Origin of the sequence: Mesorhizobium sp. M0923 (assembly GCF_040319365.1) — a bacterium.
Classification (GTDB): Bacteria; Pseudomonadota; Alphaproteobacteria; order Rhizobiales; family Rhizobiaceae; genus Mesorhizobium.
In genome coordinates, this window is sequence record NZ_JAMYNW010000001.1 from 470,221 (window position 1) to 486,489 (window position 16,269).

17 protein-coding genes are annotated in these 16,269 nt (G+C 61.3%); 11 read left to right on the forward strand and 6 right to left on the reverse strand.

Annotation, left to right across the window (positions count from 1 at the left end):
* Positions 1-26: 26 nt before the first annotated feature.
* On the reverse strand, positions 27-1,415 hold the full coding sequence (locus tag NKH89_RS02265) for an SPOR domain-containing protein (RefSeq protein WP_352494596.1): 1,389 nt from the start codon (positions 1,413-1,415) through the stop codon (positions 27-29).
* A gap of 300 nt (positions 1,416-1,715) precedes the next feature.
* Here NKH89_RS02265 and NKH89_RS02270 point away from each other — a divergent pair, with 300 nt between their 5' ends.
* The 3 genes from NKH89_RS02270 to clpA all read left to right on the forward strand — a co-directional run bounded on the left by NKH89_RS02270 (position 1,716) and on the right by clpA (position 5,122).
* The gene (locus tag NKH89_RS02270) at positions 1,716-2,045 is read left to right on the forward strand and encodes a phasin family protein (RefSeq protein ID WP_023717745.1); all 330 of its coding nucleotides are present in this window, start codon (positions 1,716-1,718) and stop codon (positions 2,043-2,045) included.
* Positions 2,046-2,320: 275 nt separating this feature from the next.
* Positions 2,321-2,647: an ATP-dependent Clp protease adapter ClpS gene (gene clpS / locus NKH89_RS02275; protein WP_023717744.1), complete on the forward strand. Its 327-nt coding sequence runs from the start codon at positions 2,321-2,323 to the stop codon at positions 2,645-2,647.
* 6 nt (positions 2,648-2,653) lie between these two features.
* Positions 2,654-5,122, forward strand: a complete 2,469-nt coding sequence (clpA, locus tag NKH89_RS02280) for an ATP-dependent Clp protease ATP-binding subunit ClpA (RefSeq protein WP_352494597.1) — start codon at positions 2,654-2,656, stop codon at positions 5,120-5,122.
* An 86-nt stretch (positions 5,123-5,208) separates the two neighbouring features.
* Here clpA and NKH89_RS02285 read toward each other — a convergent pair whose 3' ends face one another.
* The 4 genes from NKH89_RS02285 to NKH89_RS02300 all read right to left on the reverse strand — a co-directional run bounded on the left by NKH89_RS02285 (position 5,209) and on the right by NKH89_RS02300 (position 8,224).
* Entirely contained in the window at positions 5,209-5,640 is a 432-nt protein-coding gene (locus NKH89_RS02285) for an HIT family protein (RefSeq protein ID WP_352482287.1), read from the reverse strand.
* A gap of 121 nt (positions 5,641-5,761) precedes the next feature.
* Positions 5,762-6,976 carry a GNAT family N-acetyltransferase gene (locus NKH89_RS02290; protein ID WP_352908364.1) on the reverse strand — a complete coding sequence of 405 codons (1,215 nt, stop codon included), beginning with the start codon at positions 6,974-6,976 and terminating at the stop codon, positions 5,762-5,764.
* 40 nt (positions 6,977-7,016) lie between these two features.
* A complete protein-coding gene (locus NKH89_RS02295) occupies positions 7,017-7,745 on the reverse strand; it encodes a glycerophosphodiester phosphodiesterase (protein ID WP_023717740.1) in 729 nt (242 codons plus the stop codon).
* A 14-nt stretch (positions 7,746-7,759) separates the two neighbouring features.
* Positions 7,760-8,224: a RidA family protein gene (locus tag NKH89_RS02300; RefSeq protein ID WP_352908365.1), complete on the reverse strand. Its 465-nt coding sequence runs from the start codon at positions 8,222-8,224 to the stop codon at positions 7,760-7,762.
* A gap of 138 nt (positions 8,225-8,362) precedes the next feature.
* Between NKH89_RS02300 and NKH89_RS02305 the strand changes: the two genes are divergently transcribed.
* The 6 genes from NKH89_RS02305 to tsf all read left to right on the forward strand — a co-directional run bounded on the left by NKH89_RS02305 (position 8,363) and on the right by tsf (position 13,572).
* A complete protein-coding gene (locus tag NKH89_RS02305) occupies positions 8,363-9,190 on the forward strand; it encodes a cell envelope integrity EipB family protein (protein WP_023717738.1) in 828 nt (275 codons plus the stop codon).
* Between the two features lie 138 nt (positions 9,191-9,328).
* The gene (locus NKH89_RS02310) at positions 9,329-10,627 is read left to right on the forward strand and encodes a lysophospholipid acyltransferase family protein (RefSeq protein WP_352908366.1); all 1,299 of its coding nucleotides are present in this window, start codon (positions 9,329-9,331) and stop codon (positions 10,625-10,627) included.
* 43 nt (positions 10,628-10,670) lie between these two features.
* On the forward strand, positions 10,671-10,949 hold the full coding sequence (locus NKH89_RS02315; RefSeq protein ID WP_023717736.1) for a DUF4031 domain-containing protein: 279 nt from the start codon (positions 10,671-10,673) through the stop codon (positions 10,947-10,949).
* On the forward strand, positions 10,946-11,554 hold the full coding sequence (locus NKH89_RS02320; RefSeq protein WP_352609130.1) for a LysE family translocator: 609 nt from the start codon (positions 10,946-10,948) through the stop codon (positions 11,552-11,554). Before NKH89_RS02315 ends, NKH89_RS02320 begins: the two co-directional genes overlap by 4 nt.
* A gap of 177 nt (positions 11,555-11,731) precedes the next feature.
* Positions 11,732-12,529 (forward strand): 30S ribosomal protein S2, encoded by a 798-nt coding sequence (rpsB, locus tag NKH89_RS02325; RefSeq protein WP_023717734.1) that lies wholly within the window; start codon positions 11,732-11,734, stop codon positions 12,527-12,529.
* A 119-nt stretch (positions 12,530-12,648) separates the two neighbouring features.
* Positions 12,649-13,572 carry a translation elongation factor Ts gene (gene tsf, locus NKH89_RS02330; protein WP_023717733.1) on the forward strand — a complete coding sequence of 308 codons (924 nt, stop codon included), beginning with the start codon at positions 12,649-12,651 and terminating at the stop codon, positions 13,570-13,572.
* 1 nt (position 13,573) lies between these two features.
* On the opposite strand, the gene NKH89_RS02335 is transcribed toward tsf, so the two are convergent.
* Positions 13,574-14,512 (reverse strand): LysR family transcriptional regulator, encoded by a 939-nt coding sequence (locus NKH89_RS02335; protein WP_023717732.1) that lies wholly within the window; start codon positions 14,510-14,512, stop codon positions 13,574-13,576.
* A gap of 114 nt (positions 14,513-14,626) precedes the next feature.
* On the opposite strand from NKH89_RS02335, the gene NKH89_RS02340 reads away from it, so the two are divergent.
* Both NKH89_RS02340 and NKH89_RS02345 read left to right on the forward strand, forming a co-directional pair.
* A complete protein-coding gene (locus tag NKH89_RS02340) occupies positions 14,627-15,055 on the forward strand; it encodes a nuclear transport factor 2 family protein (protein ID WP_352482295.1) in 429 nt (142 codons plus the stop codon).
* Between the two features lie 55 nt (positions 15,056-15,110).
* Positions 15,111-16,217: an aldo/keto reductase gene (locus NKH89_RS02345; protein ID WP_352482296.1), complete on the forward strand. Its 1,107-nt coding sequence runs from the start codon at positions 15,111-15,113 to the stop codon at positions 16,215-16,217.
* The last annotated feature ends 52 nt before the right edge of the window (positions 16,218-16,269 follow it).

Sequence of the window (16,269 nt, forward strand, 5' to 3'; positions counted from 1 at the left end):
TTCGGGAAAGATATCGTTTCGCGCCCTTACTGCTGGACGGCGTAGCACTCGATCTTCTTCTTTTTCAAAGCGTTACAAGCCTTCCAGGCGGCGGTCTTCGAACCAAAACCACCGAACCGGGCGCGGTAATAAGTGACGCCGTCCTTGTCGAAGGCGACGGTGAAACCGGAGGCATCGGCCAGAACGGAGGGCACCTGCTTCGTCGCCTTGTCGAGGAAAGCCTTTGCTTCGGATTGCTTTGGCGAAGAGGCGACCTGTATTGCCCAGCCGGATGGCACCGACGCCGTGCTGACCGGATCGACCTCTGCAGCCGGTTCGGCATAGGCTGCGGCGACCCGGGCCGTCGCCACATCGTCCGCTGTCGCCACGGCCGCCGTCTTGACCTTTCTGGTCTGAACGACCGGAGTGGTTTCTTCAACGACGGGAGCATTTTCCTCGACGAGGGAGGCAACGGCATCGTCGTCCGGCTTACTATCCGGCGTCGGCGCGTCATGCTTCGGCAGAAGCACCTTGGCCAGGGCTGAAATCGGATTGCCGCCACCGGCTTTGGCAATCAGCATGCCGCCGCCGCGCGACGACGCCTTCGGCATGTAGGCATTGATCAACCCGGCCATCTGGCTGTCGCGGCTGCCGCCGGACCTGCCGCCCATGACCACCGCTACGATGCGCCGGTCGCCATCCGATACCGAGGAGACCAGGTTATAGCCGGAGGCGCGGGTATAACCGGTCTTGATGCCGTCGACGCCCTTGATGCGTCCGAGCAGACGGTTATGGCCGTTGATGCGCTGTCGCCCGTAAAGAAAGGAGCGCTGCGAGAAATAGCCGTAATATTGTGGAAAATGCTCTCTCAGGGCGATACCGAGCAGCGCCATGTCGCGCGCCGTCGTGAACTGCCCGGGATCAGGCAAGCCGTTGGCGTTGCGGAAAACGGTTCCCCGCATGCCCAGCGCCCGCGCCTTGGCGGTCATCATGCGGGCGAAATTGGCCTCATTGCCGCCGAGCATCTCGCCAAGCGCAGTTGCGGAATCGTTTGCCGATTTGGTCACCATCGACAGGATGGCGGTCTCGACCGTGACCGAGCCGCCCCGCTTGACGCCGAGCTTTGTTGGCGGTTCGGCAGCGGCATTGGCCGAGAACACGACCGGAGAATTCCTGCTGATCCTGCCCTTCGCCAATGCCTCGAACGTCAGATAGAGCGTCATCATCTTGGTAAGCGAGGCCGGATAGCGCCGGCCATCGGCATCCGACGAATAAAGCACCTTGCCGGACTTGGCATCGATGACGATGGCCGCCGACTTGGCCGCCATGGATGAAGCCGCGTCCGCGACGACGAAGCTCATCGCCATAGCGAGAATCATGATCGTTTTGAGGGGGGACGCGGATTTGGAAACGAAGCCCGACAACGCCTTACGCACTGATAGTTCCTTTGAATTTCCGTTGCCTTGGAGGCGGCAAAGGGTCCTGCCTCACCTCGGGCCACGCTAACGCGGGCAGCGTTACCAATCCGTTTATGGTAACCGCCGCGTTCACCCTTTTCTGCGGGATTGAGCCTCTCTTTATTCGAATCTTAGCGATTGCCGGCGGCTCACGATGCGCATTGCCGCGGAAATCTTGACTTTTTGTGCACTGCACAATATATTTACACGCATTGCACAACGCGGCCCGGACAAGGCGCGTCCATCGTCCAAAGGCAACCGTTCAAGGGAATGCGTGAAATGACCCAGACCTATGAAGATTTCAGCAAATACGGCAAGGAATTTGCCGACACCGGATTGAAGAGCTTTGCATCGCTGTCCAAGGGTGCGCAGGCCATCGCCACCGAGGCGGGCGAGTACACCAAGAAAAGTTTTGAGGCCGGCAGCGCCGTTGTCGAGAAGCTCTTCTCCGCCAAGTCGCTGGATAAGGCGATCGAAATCCAGTCCGACTACGCCAAGCAGTCCTATGAGAGCTTCGTCACCGAGGCCACCAAGCTTGGCGATCTCTATGCCGAACTCGCCAAGGAAGCCTACAAGCCGTTCGAATCGATTGTCGCCAAGGCGAAGTAAATTCGACGAACGTTCCAAGCCGGCCCTTGGGCCTCAAAAGACAGACCCGGTCGCGAACGCGCGGCCGGGTTTTTTCATGCCAGCTCGAAATCGGGGTCCTTGCGGTCTTCACGATTTGAAAAATCGGTCAAGTTTGGCCACCTAGCCATATTGTCAGCTAAACAGAAGGGCTTAAAATCGTCCATCGAGCACCTACATGTCGAGCATGCATGAGGATTCGAAAGAGGCAGGACTACGTGACTACAGGTTTGACTGCCACGAGCTACGTGGTGCGAATGCAGAACGGCAGCAACGGCAATGAGGCCGGTCGCGGCACGGCCGTCATCACGCGCACAAAAACCAAGACCAAGAAGCCCAGTCTGTATCGGGTCCTCATCCTTAACGACGACTACACACCCATGGAGTTCGTGGTTCACGTGCTGGAGCGTTTTTTCCAGAAGGATCGCGAAGCCGCCACACGCATAATGCTTCATGTTCACAATCATGGGGTGGGCGAGTGCGGGGTCTATACATTCGAGGTGGCCGAGACCAAAGTGTCTCAGGTCATGGATTTCGCCCGACAGAATCAGCATCCGCTGCAATGCGTGATGGAGAAGAAGTGAGGTAACATGCCGGCTTTCTCCCAAGGCCTGGAAAAGGCGCTTCACCAAGCGCTGACGCTCGCCAATGAGCGGCACCATGAATATGCAACCCTTGAACATTTGCTGCTCGCCCTGATCGACGACACCGAGGCGGCCGCAGTCATGCGTGCCTGCAACGTCGATCTCGACGAGTTGAAGCATACGGTTCTCACCTATATCGACACCGAGCTCGACAATCTCGTCACCGGCTACGATGAAGATTCCAAGCCGACGGCCGGTTTTCAGCGCGTCATCCAGCGCGCGGTGATCCATGTGCAGTCGTCAGGCCGCGAGGAGGTGTCCGGCGCCAACGTGCTCGTCGCCATCTTCGCCGAGCGCGAGAGCCACGCCGCTTATTTCCTGCAGGAACAGCAGATGACCCGCTACGACGCGGTCAACTACATCTCGCATGGCATTGCCAAGCGCCCAGGCGCTTCCGAGACGCGGACGCCGCGCGGCGCCGACGACGAGCAAGGCAGCCAGGGCGGAGCTGAGCCGCAAGAAGAAGGCGGCAAGAAGAAGCAGCAGCAGGACGCGCTGACTGCCTATTGCGTCAACCTGAACAACAAGGCCAAGGCTGGCAAGATCGATCCGCTGATCGGTCGCGAGAGCGAGATCAACCGGACTATCCAGGTGCTGTGCCGCCGGTCCAAGAACAACCCGCTCTATGTCGGCGATCCCGGCGTCGGCAAGACGGCGATCGCCGAAGGCCTCGCCAAGCGCATCGTCGAGGGCGAAGTTCCCGAAGTGCTGCACAATGCCACCATCTTCGCGCTCGACATGGGCACGCTGCTGGCCGGCACCCGTTATCGCGGCGATTTCGAGGAGCGGCTGAAGCAGGTCGTCAAGGAGCTCGAGGACTATCCCGGCGCCGTGCTGTTCATCGATGAGATCCACACCGTGATCGGGGCAGGAGCCACCTCTGGTGGCGCCATGGATGCGTCGAACCTGTTGAAGCCGGCGCTGTCGTCCGGCGCGATCCGCTGCATCGGCTCGACCACCTACAAGGAGTTCCGGCAGTTCTTCGAGAAGGACCGCGCGCTGGTGCGGCGATTCCAGAAGATCGACGTCAACGAGCCGACCGTCGAGGACGCCATCGAGATCATGAAGGGACTGAAGCCCTATTTCGAGGAGTTCCACAAGGTTCGCTACACGAGTGAAGCGATCAAGGCTTCGGTCGAGCTCTCGGCGCGTTACATCAACGACCGCAAGCTGCCGGACAAGGCGATCGACGTGATCGACGAGACCGGCGCCTCGCAGATGCTGGTGCCCGAAGCCAAGCGCAAGAAGACCATCGGCATCAAGGAGATCGAAGCGACGATCGCCACGATGGCGCGCATCCCGCCGAAGACGGTTTCCGCCGACGACGAGAAGGTGCTGCAAGGTCTCGACATCGAGTTGAAGCGCGTCGTCTATGGCCAGGACACCGCGATCACCGCGCTGACTTCGGCCATCAAGCTGGCGCGGGCCGGCCTGCGGGAACCGGAAAAGCCGATCGGCTCGTACCTGTTCTCCGGTCCGACCGGTGTCGGCAAGACGGAAGTGGCCAAGCAGCTCGCCGCCTCGCTCGGCGTGGAGCTGATCCGCTTCGACATGTCGGAATATATGGAACGCCACACCGTTTCGCGGCTGATCGGCGCGCCTCCCGGCTATGTCGGCTTCGACCAGGGCGGCCTTCTGACCGACGGCGTCGACCAGCATCCGCATTGCGTGCTGTTGCTGGACGAAGTCGAAAAGGCGCATCCGGACCTGTTCAACATCCTGTTGCAGGTCATGGATCACGGCAAGCTGACCGACCATAACGGTAAGCAGATCGACTTCCGCAATGTCATCCTGATCATGACCACCAATGCGGGCGCATCCGACGCGCAGCGCGCGGCGATCGGTTTCGGTTCGACCAAACGCGAAGGCGACGATGTCGAAGCGATCAACCGGCTGTTCACGCCGGAGTTCCGCAACCGTCTCGATGCGATCATTCCGTTCGGCTCGCTGCCGGTGCCGGTCATCCATCAGGTGGTGCAGAAGTTCGTCATGCAGCTGGAAGCGCAGCTTTCCGAACGCGGCGTGACCTTCGACCTGTCGCAGGATGCAATCGCCTGGCTGGCCGACAAGGGCTATGACGAGCGCATGGGTGCGCGGCCGCTTGGCCGTGTCATTCAGGAGCACATCAAGAAGCCGCTGGCCGACGAGGTGCTGTTCGGCAAGCTCAAGAAGGGCGGCACGGTGCGTGTCACCGTCGAGAAGAAGGAAACCGGCGAGACCGGCCTGAAGCTCGAATCGCTCGCCGACGAGGCGCCGGTGAAGCCGAAGAAGGAAGAGCCGGACGACGTGCCGAAAGCCAAGAAGGCGGTGGCGAAAAAGCCCGCCGGGAAAAAGGCGGTGGCGCAGAAGTCGGAGCCGAAGGGCAAGGATGGCGGCAAGCGCAGCCTAGTGCCGCAACTGCCGCGTAAGAACTGACAATCCTGCAAGTAAAAAAGCCCCGGCAACGGGGCTTTTTTCATGAAGCTTGTGGTCGAGTGTCGGCCGAGCGGCTTCGCCCCGATTCAGTTTGCCAGCGCCGTCCGTATCTTGCCGGCGTTCTCAGCCAGGACTTCAGGCTGTTCCATCTGTCCGCTGTGCGGCTTCAAGGGGATGCCTTCGAAGCGCGGAATGACATGGACATGGAGGTGGTAGACGGTCTGGCCCGAAGCTGGTTCGTTGAACTGCATGACCGTGACGCCATCGGCATCGAAGGCCTTCTTTACTGCCCGCGCAACTTTCTGCACGTGAGCGAAGAGGGGGCCAAGCACCGCCGGATCCGCGTCGAGCAGGTTGCGCGACGGCGCTTTCGGCACGACCAGCGTGTGACCCGGTCCTTGCGGCATCACATCCATGAAGACGATGACCGCATCATCCTCGTAGACGCGGTGCGAAGGGATTTCTCCGCGCAGGATTTTTGCGAAAATGTTGCTGCTGTCGTAGGTTGCTTCGGCCATGGCGCACGCTCCGGTTCTTGGCTCGCGGTCTCGTGTAGCGAAGCTGTTGCGGGCGGGCAAGACGATCGGTCGACATCGGCCATGCAGGCTCGAACGTGGTTGAGCGATCGGGCGGGTTTTGCTACTCCGCCATGTCCTTGCGGAACGGGGTGTGCTCTTCCAGATATTCGCTCATCCGCTCGACTTCGCGCCGCTCGCGCTGGAGGTAGTCGGCCACTGCATTGCGCAGACCTGGATGGGCGATGTAGTGCGCCGAATGCATCGTCACCGGCCGGTAGCCGCGCGCCAGCTTGTGCTCGCCCTGCGCACCGGCTTCAACCACCTTCAGCTTTCGCGAGATGACGAAATCGATCGCCTGATGGTAGCAGACCTCGAAATGCAGGAACGGGTGGTCCTCGATGCAGCCCCAATTGCGGCCGTAGAGCGCGTCTGAACCGATGAAGTTGATGGCGCCGGCTATGTAGCGCCCGTTGCGTTTGGCCATCACCAGCAGGATGTCGTCGGCCATGCGCTCGCCGATCAAGGAGAAGAAATCGCGGTCGAGGTAGGGCCGGCCCCATTTCCTGCTGCCGGTATCCATGTAGAACGCGTAAAAGTCGTCCCAGGCTTTTTCGGTCAGATCCTTGCCGGTCAGCCAGTCGATCGAGATGCCGTCGGCGAGCGCCTCACGCCGCTCCTTTTTCATCGCCTTGCGCTTGCGCGAGGCCAACGTCGAGAGAAAATCGTCGTAGCTCGAAAAGCCTTCGTTGAAGAAGTGAAACTGCTGGTCGGTGCGATGCAGGAAGCCGGCTGCCGCCAAGATCTGGACATCATCCTCCGGCGCGAAGGTGACATGCGCGGAAGACACGCCGAGCTTATCCGTCACCGCCTTTAGGCCGGCCGCAAGGCCGGCCTTGACGGTGGGGCTGTCCTCGCGCTTGCCGACCAGCAGGCGAGGGCCGGTGACGGGTGTGAACGGCACCGCGCATTGCAGCTTCGGATAGTAGCGCCCGCCGGCGCGTTCGAATGCGTCCGACCAGCCATGGTCGAAGACATATTCGCCCTGGCTGTGCGACTTCAGATAGCAGGGGACCGCACCGAGCAGCTTGCCTTGCGCGGTTTCCAGCCTGAGATGATGACCCTGCCAGCCGGTGCGTCGAACGGCGCAGCCGGAATCTTCTAGCGCGCTCAAAAAAGCGAATGAAACAAGCGGGTTGTAGGCGTTTTCTGCCTCGCCCCGCGTAGTGCCACCAAGGCTGTCCCATTCCGCGCTGGTGAAGGCGCCGATGCCCGCGGCGATGCGGATCGACAGCTCCGCATTCGCCGTTTGTCTGTCGCAGTCGTCCCCTTGATCCATGTGGCTTACTTAAGCTCGCTGCGAACCCATACAAGCCCGTTCAAGCAAGCCGCACAAGATCGGGCTCGAATCCTTCGAACGTCATCTGGTCGGCATATTTGAAGGTCAGGTCGACGGCAGGTTGGTCATGCACTGTCCAGGTGATCACCGGCATGCCGAGCCTTTCACGTACGAACGACACGAACCGGTTCGGCAGGTCGCCGGCGGCGTAGGAGATAAAGGCGATGTCATGCGCCAGCATGGCGAAATGCGCCTCGATCAGATGGTTGTCGTTGCCGTAGGCGGTCAACCCGCCGGGTATGCCGGGTGCATGTTTCGGGAACTCGCGGATCAGCCAATGGTCGAACGACATGATCGCGGTCTTGCCCTTATAGCGCTTGAGCATCTTGCCGACGCCTTCGACCAGGCCTTCGTCGTGTCCGGCAGCGCCTTTCAGCTCGACAACCATCGGCACACGCCCGTCGACCAGATTAAGCGCCTGCTGCAGCGTCGGCAAATGGTCGGCGGTGCCGCCGACCTTCAGCGCCGTGATCTCAGCAGCCGTACGCTGCCAGACGAAGCCGTCCTCGCCGGTCAGCCGCCGCAGATCGCCATCGTGGATGATGACGGGGACGCCGTCGGATGACAGGTGCACGTCGCACTCGATCGCATAGCCGCGCTCGGCTGCCGCGGCGAAGGCGGAAAGAGTGTTCTCCCAGCGCGCCTTGTTCATGTCGTGGAGGCCGCGATGGGCGACGGGCCGGGCAGTCAGCCAGGAAAGGTCGGTCATGGTCGCAGTCCCGGTCATTCGACTTCGAAGATCGCTTCGATTTCCACTGCGGCATTAAGCGGCAGGGAGGGGGTGCCGACGGCGGAGCGGGCGTGCTTGCCGCGGTCGCCGAGCACGGCGACGAGAAAATCCGAGGCGCCGTTGGCGACCAGATGCTGTTCGACAAAATCCGATGCCGAGGCGACGAAGACGGTGATCTTCACCAGGCGGCGGATCTTGTCGAGATCGCCAAGTGCCGCCTGGGCCTGCGCCAATATGTTGATCGCACAGTATTTTGCGGCTTCCTTTCCGGTCGCGGTGTCGACATCGCGGCCAAGCAGCCCGCTCGCCTGGAGCTTGCCCTCCTTGAGCGGCAACTGCCCGGCGGTGAACAGCAGATTGCCGGTCCTGCAATAGGGAACGTAGTTGGCGGCGGGCGCAGCGGCAGCCGGCAGCGTCACGCCGAGATCGCTTAGCCGCTTTTCGATTGTTTCGCTCATGCTATTTCCCTATTGCTTGAAGGTGCCGCGCAGGCCGGGCCGAAATTGCTATTTTTGCCTCGCTTCCGCCACGACTTTTTTTAAGCTGGACCATCTTTCCATGCGGCCTGCCATTAGCCGCGATGATCGGAGCACCCCATGCGCGCAACGCGCCTCGCATTCAACGCCGTTCTTCTGACAGCGGCTTCCTGGGCGGCTCCCGCTTTTGCGGTGCCGGCGCTGCAGGCGCACCGTGCCGTCTATGATATCACCCTGGACAAGGCGTCGGATCGCTCGGGGATCACCGGCATATCGGGCCGTATGGTCTACGAGTTCAATGGCTCGCCTTGCGAGGGCTACACGGTAAAGTTCCGCCTGGTCACCCAGATCGTCACCAACGACAATACTAGGCTGACCGACCAGCAGATGACCACCTTCGAGGATGCCGAAGGCAAGACCTTCTCCTTCGTCAACAAGTCCTTTGTCGACCAGAACCTCGACAAGGAGGTCAAGGGGACGGCAACGAAGGAGGCCAATGGTCTCAAGGTCGAAATCGACAAGCCCGAGAAGAACAGCCTGGAACTCGCCGCGACCCAGTTCCCGACCCAGCAAATGGTTGAAATGATCGGCAAGGCGGAAAAGGGCGAGCGTTTTTACGAAACCAACCTGTTCGACGGCTCGGAGGATGCCAACAAGGTGATGACCACCACCGTCGTCGTCGGCAAGCAAGCCAATGCCGACAAGACTGATCCGGAAGTGCCGGCGCTGGCCAAGCTCGCCAGCGACAAATACTGGCCGGTTGACATCGCCTATTTCGACGATACCGACAAAGGCGGCGAGGAAGTGCCGGAATACCGGATCAGCTTCAAGCTGCACGAGAACGGCATCACGCGCGGTCTCGTAATGGACTATGGCGAGTTCTCGATGACCGGCAAGCTGGTCAATCTGTCGCTGTTCGATCAGCCAAAGACCTGCCCGTCGAAATAGGCTCGAACCGACGGCAAGCTGCTGCCGGCTGCTCTCCGCGATAGTGGCGCTTGATCTTGCGGGCATGTTGCACCGACTTGAGCATGCCGCAATTGCATATCAACGTCTTACGACGGTAAGCGCCGCGGGGGGAGCAGGTTGAGCAGGATCGACGTTTTTGTGGCGCCGCGGCCCAATGCGACGCTGATCAAGGCCATGACATTCGTCAACCGCATTGTCATGCTGCACGGCATTCCGGGGCTTCGCGACCTGTTGCCGTTCAACCGTCTGGCCGGTCTGCGCGGCGTCGCCAATGTCCGCCACATCGATTTTCCGGAGGACGACCGGCAAAGGTTGAAGGCTTGTTGCGGCGCGGGCAAGGCGACGTTCATCACGCCCAACCATCCGGAGTTCTTTACCGACTGGATGATCGACAAGGAGGTCGTCTCGCGGGTAAGCCCGCTGGCGGCATCCTGGGCCACGCACGGCGTCGTCAACGGGCTTGGCCGGCTGATGCAGAAATTCTGGCTGGCCAACAATCTAATCGCCCAAATCCCGGGCAATAGCGAGGCCGCCAAGGAACATTCGGTGGCCTGGGCGCTGGAAGGGCACGGCGTTCTCCTGCATCCCGAAGGCGGCGTCGGCTGGCATGCCAACATCGTTGCCCCGCTGCTGCCGGGCGCGGTCGAGATGGGGCTCGAAGCGCTGAAGCGCGGCCGCCTGACGGATCCGGATTTCAAAGTTTGGATCGCGCCCGTGATCTGGAAGCTCGCTTTCACGGGGAATGTCGAGGCAGCGCTGGCAAAGGAGTGCGCCTACGTCGAGCGCAGCCTGAAGATCGAACGCCATGCCGCCGATTCGCTGCCGGAGCGTGTCCATCATATCTATGCGACGTTGCTGTCGCGCGATGAGGCTGCATATGGCCTGCGGTCCGATGAGCGGGTTTCGTATGACACACGTCAGAAGGACCTGCTCGCGGAACTCGGCCGTCGCCTTGCTGAACTTGTCTCGGTCGGCGCCGGCACGCTCGACAGTGCCGAGCTTTTGCGCCGGTCGCGCCGCTGGCTGCGAGAAAACACGGATGATACCGGAAGCCGGAAGCAGGTCCGAACGCTGGCGGATACGATCCAGCGCTTGCGGCGTGTCGGGCCGTGGGCTTCAGCCAATCCGCGCATCACGCAGGAGGAGATCGCCGAACACTTGAAGCGGATCCGCAACGATTATTGCAAGGGTACACTGCGCGATACGATCGATCGTTTCGTGCCGCAGCCGGCAGGCCCACGCCGCGCCCATATTCGGGTGCCGGACCCGTTAGGCTTGCACGCCTATGAAGGCTCCGTCGAGGCGGCACTCGTCGAACTGCACGACCGCATGCAGGGGACCATCACCAGCACCATAGCGCAACTCCAGGCCGGCGGCGGCTTCATATTCTATGCTAATCCCTTCTATCATCGTTAGCGGCGTGTTGGTCGGCGCAAGATGAAGGAGTGCGGCAAGCCTCATGGCGGTCTATGTCGATGCGGCGATCTGGAAATGGGTCGGCCACCGCTGGTGTCATCTGCTGGCAGACGACACCGACGAGTTGCATCGCTTCGCCGCGCAGCTCGGCATCAAGCGCTCGTCCTACCAAGGGCCGCCGAAGACATCGGCGCCGCATTATGACATAACCGGGTTCGAGCGCGACCGCGCGGTGCGGCTCGGCGCCATCGAGTGCAGCCGCGAGGAGATCGTCGCTGTTTTCCGGCGTGTGCGCGTGCCGAGGGGGAAGATGCGACGATGACATTGACGGCATTTTTGGCTTACTGCGCCGCGATCACATTTGCCGCCACGCCTGGTCCGGCGATGTTCACGGTTATCGCCAATGGCGTCTCGCTTGGCTTCGTTCGCGCTTTCCTGGCTGGACTCGGCATCGCCGCAGGCGACGCGGTGCTGGTCACCTTGGCACTGCTCGGTCTCGTGGCGCTGGTACAGGCCTTCGAATGGGTTTTTTTAATCCTGAAGTATGCGGGTGCTGCCTATCTGGTGTTTCTCGGCATCCGGATGTGGCGATCGGCCTCCGCGCGATCGCATGGACAGCACGCAACCCAGGCAAGACTGTCTCGATCGTTTTTCCTCGGTATCTCCATCGCATTGGGCAATCCCAAGGCGATCCTGTTCCACGCCTCTATCATGCCGCTGATTCTTGACCTCAATACGATGACCTTCGCCGATGGGCTGCTCGTGGTTGCGGTCGTGATCTGCGTCAACATCGTCACCATGGGCTTCTACGCAGCGCTCTCCGGGCGGGCTTCGAGCTGGTTCAAGACGCCAAGGCGCATGCGGCTGATGAACAGGTTTGCCGGCGGCGCCATGATAGGCACCGGTGCGCTGATCGCCGCACGCTGAGCCGCAAGACGCCACAGCGCTTGCGTTTGTCGCGCATCCCCTCTATATGCGCGCACATTCCACACACGGACTTTGGTGTCTGCCCGGGAGAAATCCGGCGGAAACCTCCGGTGGCGTTCGAGGACCAAGTCCAAAAAATGCCTGTGTCCGTGGAGGCTAACCGGAAAGGAAATAAGAATGGCTCTGCCTGATTTCAGCATGCGCCAGCTATTGGAAGCTGGCATTCACTTCGGCCACCAGACCCACCGCTGGAATCCGAAAATGGCGCCCTATATCTACGGCGCCCGCAACAACATCCACATCATCGACCTCTCGCAGACGGTGCCTTTGCTGCACCAGGCGCTGAAGCAGGTTTCCGACACTGTTGCCAAGGGCGGCCGCGTGCTGTTCGTCGGCACCAAGCGCCAGGCCTCCGACATCGTCGCCGATGCCGCGCAGCGCTCGGCTCAGTACTATGTTAACTCGCGCTGGCTCGGCGGCATGCTGACCAACTGGAAGACGATCTCGAATTCCATCCAGCGCCTGCGCAAGCTCGACGAGATGCTGGCCGGCGAGGCTCAGGGCCTGACCAAGAAGGAGCGCCTCAACCTCGACCGCGAGCGTGAGAAGCTCGACAAGGCGCTGGGCGGCATCAAGGATATGGGTTCGACGCCCGATTTGATGTTCGTGATCGATACCAACAAGGAAGCGATCGCCATCCTCGAGGCCAAGCGTCTCGGCATCCCGGTCGTTGCCATCATCGATTCCAACTGCGACCCGGACAAGATCGACTTCCCGATCCCCGGGAATGACGATGCGGCCCGCGCCATCCAGCTCTATTGCGATCTGATTGCCAAGGCTGCGATCGACGGCATCGCCCGCCAGCAGGGCGCACTCGGCGTCGACATCGGCGCATCGGTCGAGGCTCCGGTCGAGCCGGCGCTCGAACCGACCCCGGCCGCCGAGAGCCCGGCAACCCAGACCCCGGAAGCATAATAGCGAAGGCCGGCTGCGGCCTTCATCTTTCCAATATGTTGGCGCGGTAAGCGCTACCGGCACCAGGCGCATCATCGAAACTCGATGGTGCGTCGGTGCATTTAGACAAAGAGGCGACAATGAGCATTTCGGCTGCACAGGTCAAAGAACTCCGCGACTTGACCGGCGCGGGCATGATGGACTGCAAGGCGGCGTTGAACGAGACCAACGGCAACATGGAAGAAGCCATCGACTGGCTGCGCAAGAAGGGCATTTCCAAGGCCGACAAGAAGGCTGGCCGTACTGCTGCCGAAGGCCTGATCGGCGTCGATTCCGGCGTCCGCGAGGCAGCGATCGTCGAGGTCAATTCCGAGACGGATTTCGTTGCGCGCAATGCTGCGTTCCAGGAGATCGTCGCCAATGTCGCGAAGGTCGCGCTTGCCTATGGCGGCAAGACCGAGGCCGTTGCCGCTGCTCCCTATCCGGGCTCGGGCAAGTCGGTCACCGAGACCATCAAGGACGCAGTCGGCACCATCGGCGAGAATCTGGGCTTCCGCCGCTCGGCCAAGCTCACCGTCGAGCACGGCGCTGTCGCAACCTACGTCCACAATGCGGTTGCCGACGGCCTTGGCAAGCTCGGCGTGCTGGTCGCCATCGAGACGACAGGCAACGCGCAGGCCGCCAACGCCTTTGCCCGCCAAGTCGCCATGCATGTCGCCGCCACCAACCCGATGGCCTTGACCACCGAAGAGCTCGATCCGGCCGCGGTCGAGCGCGAGAAGGCGATCTTCGCCGACCAGGCGCGCCAGTCCGGCAAGCCGGAAGCGATCATCGAGAAGATGGTCGAGGGCCGTTTGCGCAAGTTCTACGAAGAGGTCGTGCTGCTCAAGCAGGCTTTCGTGCTCAATCCCGACATCACCGTCGAGAAGGCGCTGAAGGATGCCGAAAGCGAGATCGGCGCGCCGGCCAAAATCGCCGCCTATCTGCGCTTCGCGCTCGGTGAGGGCATCGAGAAGGAAGAGACCGATTTCGCGGCGGAAGTCGCGGCAGCGGTCAAGAAGTAAACTATTCGTTTGAAAGGCTTTTTCGGCCGGGTGTCCGCGAGGATGCCCGGCCGATTTCTTGCGCGGTGTCGATAAAGGCGCGGAGCTTCGGGGCCATCGCGGCGCGGCGCGGGAAATAGAGGAACAGTCCCGGTTCCTCGATCGATGCCTCGCCAAGGACTTCGACCAGCCGGCCTGCCTCGATGTCGGGCTTGACAAGCGGCTCGAACAGATATGCGAGGCCGATGCCGGCAAGGGCCATGTCTTTTGCCGACAGCGGTTCGCTGACGACGACGCTGCCGCGCGTCTCGACGCCGATATCCTTGCCCTGGTCTGACAGATCCCAACGGTAGAGCGCACGTGATCGCAACAGCCGATAGCCGATGCAGTTGCGGGTGGAGAGATCAGCAATTGTTCGCGGCTTTCCGTGGCGGCCGATATAGGCCGGAGAGGCGACAATGGTCGTCCGGAACGGCTGAGTCAGCCGCACCGTCACCATATCCTCGGCGATCATCTCGCCCAGCCGGATGCCGGCGTCGAAACCCTCGCCGACGATATCGCTCAGACGTTCGTCGGTGACGATCTCCACCGTCACGTCAGGGTAACGTTCCGCCATCGCCGTCAGGATGGGCATCAGCGCCAGAGGCAGCGCCAAACGCGGCGCGTTGATCCTGAGCAGTCCGCTTGCCCGGCCTTTGACAGAGCGGATGCGTTCGATCCGGTCGGCAATGTCTTCCAGCGCCGGCTCCGCCGCAGCGACGAGGGCGGTGCCAGCCTCGGTCAGCGAGACGCTGCGTGTGGTGCGGGCAAACAACGGCTGGCCGATTCGCTCCTCCACCAGCCGCACCGCATGGCTGACCGCTGACGGGCTCATGCCGAGCTCGGCGGCCGCCGAGGCGAAGCCGCCACGCCGCGCGACGGCAACGATTATAGGTAGGTGGCTAAGCAGATCGCGATCCATTCATGCATGGTATCGCATAGTCCATTCGGATAATGCAATCTTATCGGATAGGGAAGAAGAACGCATCTTTGGCTGCATCACACGGCAATCGCCGAGCAGCCAAGGAGACGTCCAATGACCGACCTCAAGTCCGAACGAACCCGTAATCTCGAGACAGTGCGTAAATTCTTTGACCTGATGCACCGCAAGGACATTGAGGCATGGGGCAACCTTTGGGCTGAAGATGGCCGAATCCTTGTCTTCTACCCGCCGGCAGGATTTGGAAGCAGCATCGATGGTAAGGCCGCGATCCTGGCGGCCTTCCGAGGCCTCTTCGGCAATTTCGAATCCTTCGACTCCCAGCTGACAGCCGTCTATCCGGCAGCGGATTCGGACGCGATCGTCGTTGAGTACAAGAACCGCGCGATGCTGATTGGCGGCTCTGAATACACCAACAGCAATATCGCGATCTTCCGCTTCGAGAGCGGTCTGATCAGCGCCTACCACGACTATTTCGATCCGCGTCGGTTCCAGGTGGTGGTCGATGCGCTGGCCAAGGCCTGACTGCATATCCCAGGCAAGGACCTCAATCCCGTTTTCAAATTTCAGGAGAAAATCCATGACCATGTCCTACTACACGCTCGGCAACAGCGGGCTGCGTGTCACTCGTCTGGCGCTCGGCACCATGACGTTCGGCACGGAATGGGGCTGGGGCGCGGAGAAGGAAACGGCGCGCGCCTTGGTTGATGCCTATGTCGAAGCCGGTGGCAATTTCTTCGATACCGCCGATCTCTATACCGGTGGCACGGCCGAAACCTGGCTCGGCGAATTCATCGCCGAGCGTGGGCTGCGCGACAAGGCGGTGATCAGTACCAAATTCACCTACAACGCCGAACCGGGTAATCCAAATGCCGGCGGCAACGGCCGTAAGAACATCCTGCGGGCGGTAGACGGTTCGCTGAAGCGGCTCGGCACCGATTACATCGACCTCTACATCCTCCATACCTGGGACAGGCTGACGCCACCGGAGGAGGTGATGCGGACGCTGGACGATCTGGTGCGCGCCGGAAAGATCCGGTATGTCGGTCTGTCCGACGTGCCGGCCTGGTACGCAAGCCGGGCGCAGGCGATCGCCGAGCATCGCGGCTATGAACCGGTTTCGGCGCTTCAGCTCGAATATTCGCTGGCCGAGCGCAACATCGAGCACGAGTTCGTGCCGTTCGGCACGCGCTATGGCGCTGGAATCATGGTCTGGAGTCCGTTGGCCAGCGGCCTGCTCAGCGGAAAATACCGTTTCGATACAATCGTCAAGGATGGTGGCCGGCTGGAGACAATGCGTGGTTCGACCAATCCCGGTTTCCAGAAATTCACCGACCGCAACTGGCAAATCGTCGCCGAACTGGAGAGGGTTGCCGGCCAGCTCGGCCGCAGCATGGCCCAGGTCGCCCTGAACTGGGCGGCAAACAGGCCAGGCATTGCGTCCGTCATCGTCGGCTCCACCAGGCTTGACCAGCTCAAGGACAATCTCGGCGCGCTTGATTTCGACATTCCCGAAGACCTTCGGGCACGGCTCGATGCGGTGAGCCGGCCGGTCACGCCCTTTCCGTATTCGTTCTTCGGCCCTGAAATACAAGGCGGCTTGACCGGTGGGCAGGCGGTTGGCGACAAGCCGGCAAGCTATCTGCCGGATCTGCTCATGCAAGGCACTTTTGCCGGCGTGAGCTGACGGCTATCCCAGTCCACGATCTCAACTTTCCGGCTCGGGCGCCGCGTGACAT

Bases quoted from the DNA above. Each gene is read 5' to 3' on its own strand.
- NKH89_RS02270 (WP_023717745.1), top strand. From the start codon at position 1,716: ATGACCCAGACCTATGAAGATTTCAGCAAATACGGCAAGGAATTTGCC.
- clpS (WP_023717744.1), top strand. From the start codon at position 2,321: ATGCAGAACGGCAGCAACGGCAATGAGGCCGGTCGCGGCACGGCCGTC.
- clpA (WP_352494597.1), top strand. From the start codon at position 2,654: ATGCCGGCTTTCTCCCAAGGCCTGGAAAAGGCGCTTCACCAAGCGCTG.
- NKH89_RS02285 (WP_352482287.1), bottom strand. From the start codon at position 5,640: ATGGCCGAAGCAACCTACGACAGCAGCAACATTTTCGCAAAAATCCTG.
- NKH89_RS02290 (WP_352908364.1), bottom strand. From the start codon at position 6,976: ATGGATCAAGGGGACGACTGCGACAGACAAACGGCGAATGCGGAGCTG.
- NKH89_RS02295 (WP_023717740.1), bottom strand. From the start codon at position 7,745: ATGACCGACCTTTCCTGGCTGACTGCCCGGCCCGTCGCCCATCGCGGC.
- NKH89_RS02300 (WP_352908365.1), bottom strand. From the start codon at position 8,224: ATGAGCGAAACAATCGAAAAGCGGCTAAGCGATCTCGGCGTGACGCTG.
- NKH89_RS02305 (WP_023717738.1), top strand. From the start codon at position 8,363: ATGCGCGCAACGCGCCTCGCATTCAACGCCGTTCTTCTGACAGCGGCT.
- NKH89_RS02315 (WP_023717736.1), top strand. From the start codon at position 10,671: ATGGCGGTCTATGTCGATGCGGCGATCTGGAAATGGGTCGGCCACCGC.
- NKH89_RS02320 (WP_352609130.1), top strand. From the start codon at position 10,946: ATGACATTGACGGCATTTTTGGCTTACTGCGCCGCGATCACATTTGCC.
- rpsB (WP_023717734.1), top strand. From the start codon at position 11,732: ATGGCTCTGCCTGATTTCAGCATGCGCCAGCTATTGGAAGCTGGCATT.
- tsf (WP_023717733.1), top strand. From the start codon at position 12,649: ATGAGCATTTCGGCTGCACAGGTCAAAGAACTCCGCGACTTGACCGGC.
- NKH89_RS02335 (WP_023717732.1), bottom strand. From the start codon at position 14,512: ATGGATCGCGATCTGCTTAGCCACCTACCTATAATCGTTGCCGTCGCG.
- NKH89_RS02340 (WP_352482295.1), top strand. From the start codon at position 14,627: ATGACCGACCTCAAGTCCGAACGAACCCGTAATCTCGAGACAGTGCGT.
- NKH89_RS02345 (WP_352482296.1), top strand. From the start codon at position 15,111: ATGACCATGTCCTACTACACGCTCGGCAACAGCGGGCTGCGTGTCACT.